The sequence below is a fragment of the Bacillus sp. CDB3 genome (genome assembly GCF_002081505.1).
In the GTDB taxonomy this organism is placed as follows: domain Bacteria; phylum Bacillota; class Bacilli; order Bacillales; family Bacillaceae_G; genus Bacillus_A; species Bacillus_A cereus_AT.
The window spans coordinates 192807-198853 of the sequence record NZ_ALBR01000011.1 but is presented as its reverse complement, the minus strand read 5'-3'; the positions used below and the strand labels follow the sequence as shown (position 1 = coordinate 198853).

Genomic DNA, 6047 nt, shown 5'->3' with positions numbered 1-6047 from the left:
AGTTAACGGTTAAGGTTAAAGTTTAGTACTAAGTAGTAAGGTAGGAGTAGACGAAGAAGTAAGAAAGTAAAGTAAAGAATAAAGTAAACGCGTACGACAGAGCGTAGCTTTTTTTATTAATATACAGATGTATTATTTTCTGACATGTTTTCTAAAATTTCTTTTACACGTCCTAAGAATTTACCACAAATTAAACCATCAAGTACACGGTGATCAAGTGATAAACATAAGTTAACCATGTCACGAGCACCGAACATACCATTATCCATAATTACTGGGCGTTTTACAATTGATTCAACTTGTAAAATAGCCGCTTGTGGGTAATTAATAATACCCATAGATTGAACAGAACCGAATGATCCTGTGTTATTAATTGTAAATGTTCCGCCTTGCATTTCATCAGCTTTTAATGATTTCGTGCGTACTTTTCCTGCAAGTTCTGTAATTTCGCGAGCGATACCTTTAATTGTTTTTTCGTCCGCTTGCTTAATTACTGGTACAAATAGTTCTTCCTCTGTTGCAACAGCGATAGAAAGGTTAATGTCTTTCTTCTGAACGATTTTATCGCCAGCCCACATTGAGTTAATTTGAGGATATTCTTTTAGCGCTTGTGCTACTGCTTTTACGAAGAAAGCAAAGAACGTTAAGTTAAAGCCTTCACGCTTTTTGAAATCGCCTTTAATTGAGTTACGGTATGATACAAGGTTTGTCACATCTACTTCAATCATCATCCAAGCATGAGGTGCCTCGTGTTTACTGCGTAACATATTCGCTGCAATTGCTTTACGCACACCTGTTACTGGAATTTCGATATCTCCAGGCATTGTCGGTACAGAAACTGGTTTCGCAGCTTCTACTTTTTGCGCTACCGGTGCTACTGCCGCTGATTTTGGTGCTTCTGGACGCTCTGCTACTGCAATGGCTTCCTCTTTTTTCGCACCAGCTTGCGGAATATTTCCAGATTCCACTAGCTTTAAAATATCTTTACGAGTAATACGACCATTTGCTCCCGTACCCTCTACTAGATCTAAATCAACGTTATGCTCGCCCGCAAGTTTTAATACCGCTGGTGAAAAACGTGGTTTTCCATCAGTTGGTTGTTTCGCTTTCGGTGCTTTCTCAGCAGTAGTTACTTCTGCCTTTGGTTCTTCTTTCGTTTTTTCCTCTACAGCTGTTGCAGCTACTTCATCTGCGCCTTCTACTTGAATGACACAAACAACTTCACCTACAGCTAACGTATCACCTTCACCAGCTATTAACTCTTTCACAATACCCGTGAAAGAAGATGGTACTTCGGCATTTACTTTATCAGTCATTACTTCTGCAAGCGGATCATACTTATTTACGTGATCGCCAACATTAACGAGCCATTTACTAATTGTGCCCTCTGTAACGCTCTCCCCGAGCTGAGGCATTGTAATATTTTCTACAGCCATGTATAGTCCCCCCGATTAAAATTCCGCAAGTTCACGCATTGCTTTTTCAACTTTATCTGGATTTACCATAAAGAATTTTTCCATTGTTGGTGCATATGGCATTGCTGGAACATCTGGACCTGCAAGACGTGCAATTGGTGCATCTAAATCAAACAGGCAATTTTCAGCAATAATTGCTGCCACTTCACTTATAATACTTCCTTCTTTATTGTCTTCTGTTACAAGAAGAACTTTACCCGTTTTAGAAGCTGCTTCAATGATTGCTTCTTTATCTAATGGATATACAGTACGTAAATCAAGAATGTGTGCAGAGATGCCATCTTGTGCTAACTTTTCAGCTGCTTGAAGAGCAAAGTGAACACATAATCCGTACGTGATAACGGTAATATCATCACCTTCGCGTTTTACATCTGCTTTTCCGATCGGTAATACGTAGTCATCTTCTGGCACTTCACCTTTAATTAAGCGGTATGCACGTTTATGTTCAAAGAATAATACTGGATCTTCATCACGAATTGCAGCTTTTAGTAAGCCTTTTGCATCATATGGTGTAGAAGGGATAACAATTTTTAAACCTGGTTGGTTTGCAAACATCGCTTCTACAGATTGTGAATGATACAATGCACCGTGAACCCCACCGCCGAATGGTGCACGAATTGTAACTGGACAAGTCCAATCATTGTTAGAACGATAACGAATTTTTGCTGCCTCAGAAACAATTTGGTTTACTGCTGGCATGATGAAATCAGCAAACTGCATTTCAGCGATTGGACGCATGCCATACATTGCCGCACCAATTGCTACCCCAGCAATTGCAGATTCTGCAAGCGGTGCATCAAGCGCACGATCTTCACCAAATTGATCATACAAACCATGTGTCGCTTTAAACACGCCACCTTTTTTACCAACATCTTCTCCTAAAACGAATACTTTCTCATCGCGTTCCATTTCTTCGCGCATTGCTAATGTAATAGCATCAATATAAGACATTACAGCCATGAAACGTTCCCCCCTATTCTGCGTATACGTGCTTCAATGCATCTTCAGGTGCTGCATACGGAGCATTTTCTGCATATTCTGTTGCTTCATTTACGATATGCATAATTTCGTCTAACATTTGTTTTTCAAATTCCTCAGTTAACACGCCAGCTTCTTTTAAATAAGCTGCAAATGTTATAATTGAATCTTTTTTCTTTGCTTCTTCTACTTCTTCTTTATCACGATAAACACGATCGTCGTCGTCACTAGAATGTGCTGTTAAACGATATGATACTGTTTCAATTAAAGTTGGGCCTTCACCACGTCGGCCGCGGTCTGCTGCTTCTTTTACAGCTTTATATACTGCAAGCGGATCGTTTCCGTCTATTGTATATCCAGGCATACCGTAACCAATTGCACGATCTGATACGTTTTTACATGCTAATTGTTTTTCAACCGGAATAGAGATTGCATATTTGTTATTTTCACACATGAAAATAACAGGTAGTTTGTGTACACCAGCAAAGTTTGCCCCTTCATGGAAGTCACCTTGGTTTGAAGAACCTTCTCCAAATGTAACGAACGTTACTAAATCTTTCTTCTCCATTTTTCCAGCTAGTGCAATACCAACTGCGTGTGGTACTTGTGTTGTTACTGGAGATGAACCTGTAACAATACGATTTTTCTTTTGACCGAAGTGACCAGGCATTTGACGACCACCAGAGTTTGGATCTCCAGCTTTCGCGAAAGCAGACAACATAAGCTCTTTAGCTGTCATACCAAACGCTAGTACAACACCCATATCACGGTAGTATGGTAATGCATAATCTTTCTCTCTATCAAGAGCGAACGCTGCTCCAACTTGTGCAGCCTCTTGTCCTTGACAAGAAATTACGAATGGAATTTTACCTGCACGGTTTAATAACCACATACGTTCGTCGATTTTACGTGCAAGCAACATCGTACGGAACATTTCTAATACTTGCTCATCACTTAAGCCAAGCTCTTCATGGCGCTTTTCTTTTACTTCTGCCATTTTTCATAACCTCCTAAATCCACATTTTTATGCGTGTAACGCTCTTCCATCTACAGCTAATGCTGCTTCACCAATCGCCTCAGATAATGATGGATGCGGATGAATTGTATGTGCTACTTCCCAAGGTGTTGCATCAAGTACTCTTGCAAGACCAGCTTCAGAAATCATATCTGTTACATGTGGTCCAATCATATGAACACCGAGAATGTCATTTGTTTCTTCATCAACTACAAGTTTTACAAATCCATCTGATTCTCCGTATACAAGTGCCTTTCCGATTGCACGGAATGAGAACTTACCTACTTTTAACTTATAGCCTTTTTCTTTCGCTTCTTGTTCTGTTAAACCGACAGAAGCAACTTCCGGACTGCTATATACGCATTTCGATACCATAGAATAATCAATTGGTGTAACTTCTTTACCCGCAATATGTTCTACTGCAACAATTCCTTCATGAGAAGCAACGTGAGCAAGTTGCAGGCCACCGATTACATCTCCAATTGCGTAAATATGCGATTCTTTCGTTTGATAAAACTCATTTGTTTGAATGTATCCTTTTTCCACAACGATATCCGTATTCTCTAAACCAATATTTTGCGTATTGGCTTGTCTTCCTACAGATACAAGCATTTTTTCTGCTTTAAATTCTTTATTCTCACCGTTATGTTCAGCTTGAATTGTTACTCCATTATCTTTTACCAATGTTTCTGGTAATACTTTTGCACCCGTTACCACTTTAATACCTTTTTTCTTGAATAGACGTTGCATTTCTTTTGAAACGTCCTGATCTTCTAGTGGTAAAATAGTTTTCGCATACTCTAACACTGTAACTTCTACACCGAAGTCAGCAAGCATCGATGCCCACTCAATACCGATTACACCGCCACCAACGATAATAATCGAACTAGGAAGCGTTTCCATTTTCAGGGCATGATCTGAAGACATTACGTACTCTCCGTCTAATTCTAAACCTGGTAATGAATTTGGGCGAGAACCTGTTGCAACAAGTACATTTTTTGGAATTAACATTTCATTCTCTTCTCCACTTGCAAGTTCAACTGAAATTGTCCCTGGCATCGGAGAGAAAATAGATGGGCCAAGAATACGGCCAATACCTTCAAACACATCAATTTTACCTTGTTTCATTAAATGTTGAACGCCTTTATGGAGCTGCGTTACAATCTTCTCTTTACGCTCTTGTACTTTTGCAAAGTTCAGTTCTACATTACTTGCAATAACTCCGAACTCTTCGCTTTTTTTAGCAGTTGCGTATACTTCTGCACTACGTAAAAGAGCTTTACTAGGAATACATCCTTTGTGCAAACAAGTACCACCAAGATTTTCTTTTTCAACAAGTGCTGTTTTTAATCCTAGTTGTGATGCGCGAATAGCAGCAACATATCCACCTGTACCGCCGCCAACGATGACTAAATCATATTCTCTTGCCATTATCTCAACCCCTAGCTACTGTTTGTTTTTCTCTTACAACATACTCTTTCGGCGCTTCTTCTTCACGTAATACACGAAGTGCTCCTTCTGCTAACGCTTGTAACTCATCTTCTCCTGGATGCACAATAACATCTGCAATCCAGTCAACACGTTCTTTTATTTCATCGACAAGAATTTTACTGTATGCAAGTCCACCAGTTAATACGATTGCATCGATTTTCCCGTGAAGTACAGCACTCGCTCCGCCAATCTCTTTTGCAACTTGATATGCCATTGCTTTATAAATAAGTGTTGCTTCAGGATCACCTTTTTCAACCATTTGTTCTACTTTAATTGCATCGTTTGTACCGATTAGACTTACAAGTCCACCTTGTCCGACAAGTTTTTTAACCATTTCGTCTCGGTAATACTCACCAGAGAAACACATTTCAACTAATTGTCCTACTGGTACTGTACCAGCACGCTCTGGACTAAATGGTCCTTCTCCGTTTAAGCCGTTATTAACATCGATAACTTTCCCTTTTTTATGAGCACCAACTGTAATACCGCCGCCCATATGTGTAACTAATAAATTTAAATCTTCGTATTTGTGATTTAATTGTTCAGCCACTTTACGAGCAACCGCTTTTTGGTTTAATGCATGGAAAATACTTTTACGTTCCATACCAGCAATACCGCTTATACGAGCAATTGGCTCCATTTCATCTACAACGACAGGATCCACAATGAATGCAGGAATATTTAATCCAGAAGCAATTTCATAAGCTAGAATGCCTCCAAGGTTTGAAGCGTGATGACCGCTAAATCCATTTTTTAAATCTTCTAACATCGCATCGTTTACTGTGTACGTACCGCCTTCGATTGGACGAAGTAATCCACCACGACCACAAACAGCGTTTAATTTTGAAATGTTAATACCATGCGAATGTAAAACTTCTAAAATCGTTTCTTTTCGAAATTCATATTGATCGATAATTCGCTTATATTTTCCAATCTGTTCTTCATCATGACGAATTGTTTCTTCTAAAACGGGTCTTTCATTATCAAAAACACCAATTTTTGTGGATGTACTACCCGGATTAATAACAAGAATTCGATTTAAGGACAATGTTGCTACCTCCACTAATAAATTCAAAAGGAAGTGGAAA

The 6047-nt window shown here is 39.2% G+C and carries 5 protein-coding genes; all 5 read right to left on the bottom strand.

Annotated features, from left to right (window positions below; translation table 11 throughout):
- Window positions 1-116 precede the first annotated feature (116 nt).
- From CDB3_RS03350 to buk, 5 genes are read right to left on the bottom strand one after another with little or no spacing between them, the layout of a single operon-like run.
- Window positions 117-1436 (bottom strand): dihydrolipoamide acetyltransferase family protein, encoded by a 1320-nt coding sequence (locus CDB3_RS03350; RefSeq protein ID WP_128853464.1) that lies wholly within the window; start codon window positions 1434-1436, stop codon window positions 117-119.
- A gap of 15 nt (window positions 1437-1451) precedes the next feature.
- Window positions 1452-2435 (bottom strand): 3-methyl-2-oxobutanoate dehydrogenase subunit beta, encoded by a 984-nt coding sequence (gene bfmBAB, locus CDB3_RS03345; protein WP_000290070.1) that lies wholly within the window; start codon window positions 2433-2435, stop codon window positions 1452-1454.
- A gap of 13 nt (window positions 2436-2448) precedes the next feature.
- Window positions 2449-3450: a 3-methyl-2-oxobutanoate dehydrogenase subunit alpha gene (gene bfmBAA, locus CDB3_RS03340; RefSeq protein ID WP_000852549.1), complete on the bottom strand. Its 1002-nt coding sequence runs from the start codon at window positions 3448-3450 to the stop codon at window positions 2449-2451.
- 27 nt (window positions 3451-3477) lie between these two features.
- The gene (gene lpdA, locus CDB3_RS03335; RefSeq protein ID WP_000090439.1) at window positions 3478-4899 is read right to left on the bottom strand and encodes a dihydrolipoyl dehydrogenase; all 1422 of its coding nucleotides are present in this window, start codon (window positions 4897-4899) and stop codon (window positions 3478-3480) included.
- A gap of 4 nt (window positions 4900-4903) precedes the next feature.
- Window positions 4904-6007 carry a butyrate kinase gene (gene buk / locus CDB3_RS03330; protein ID WP_097830743.1) on the bottom strand — a complete coding sequence of 368 codons (1104 nt, stop codon included), beginning with the start codon at window positions 6005-6007 and terminating at the stop codon, window positions 4904-4906.
- Window positions 6008-6047 lie beyond the last annotated feature (40 nt).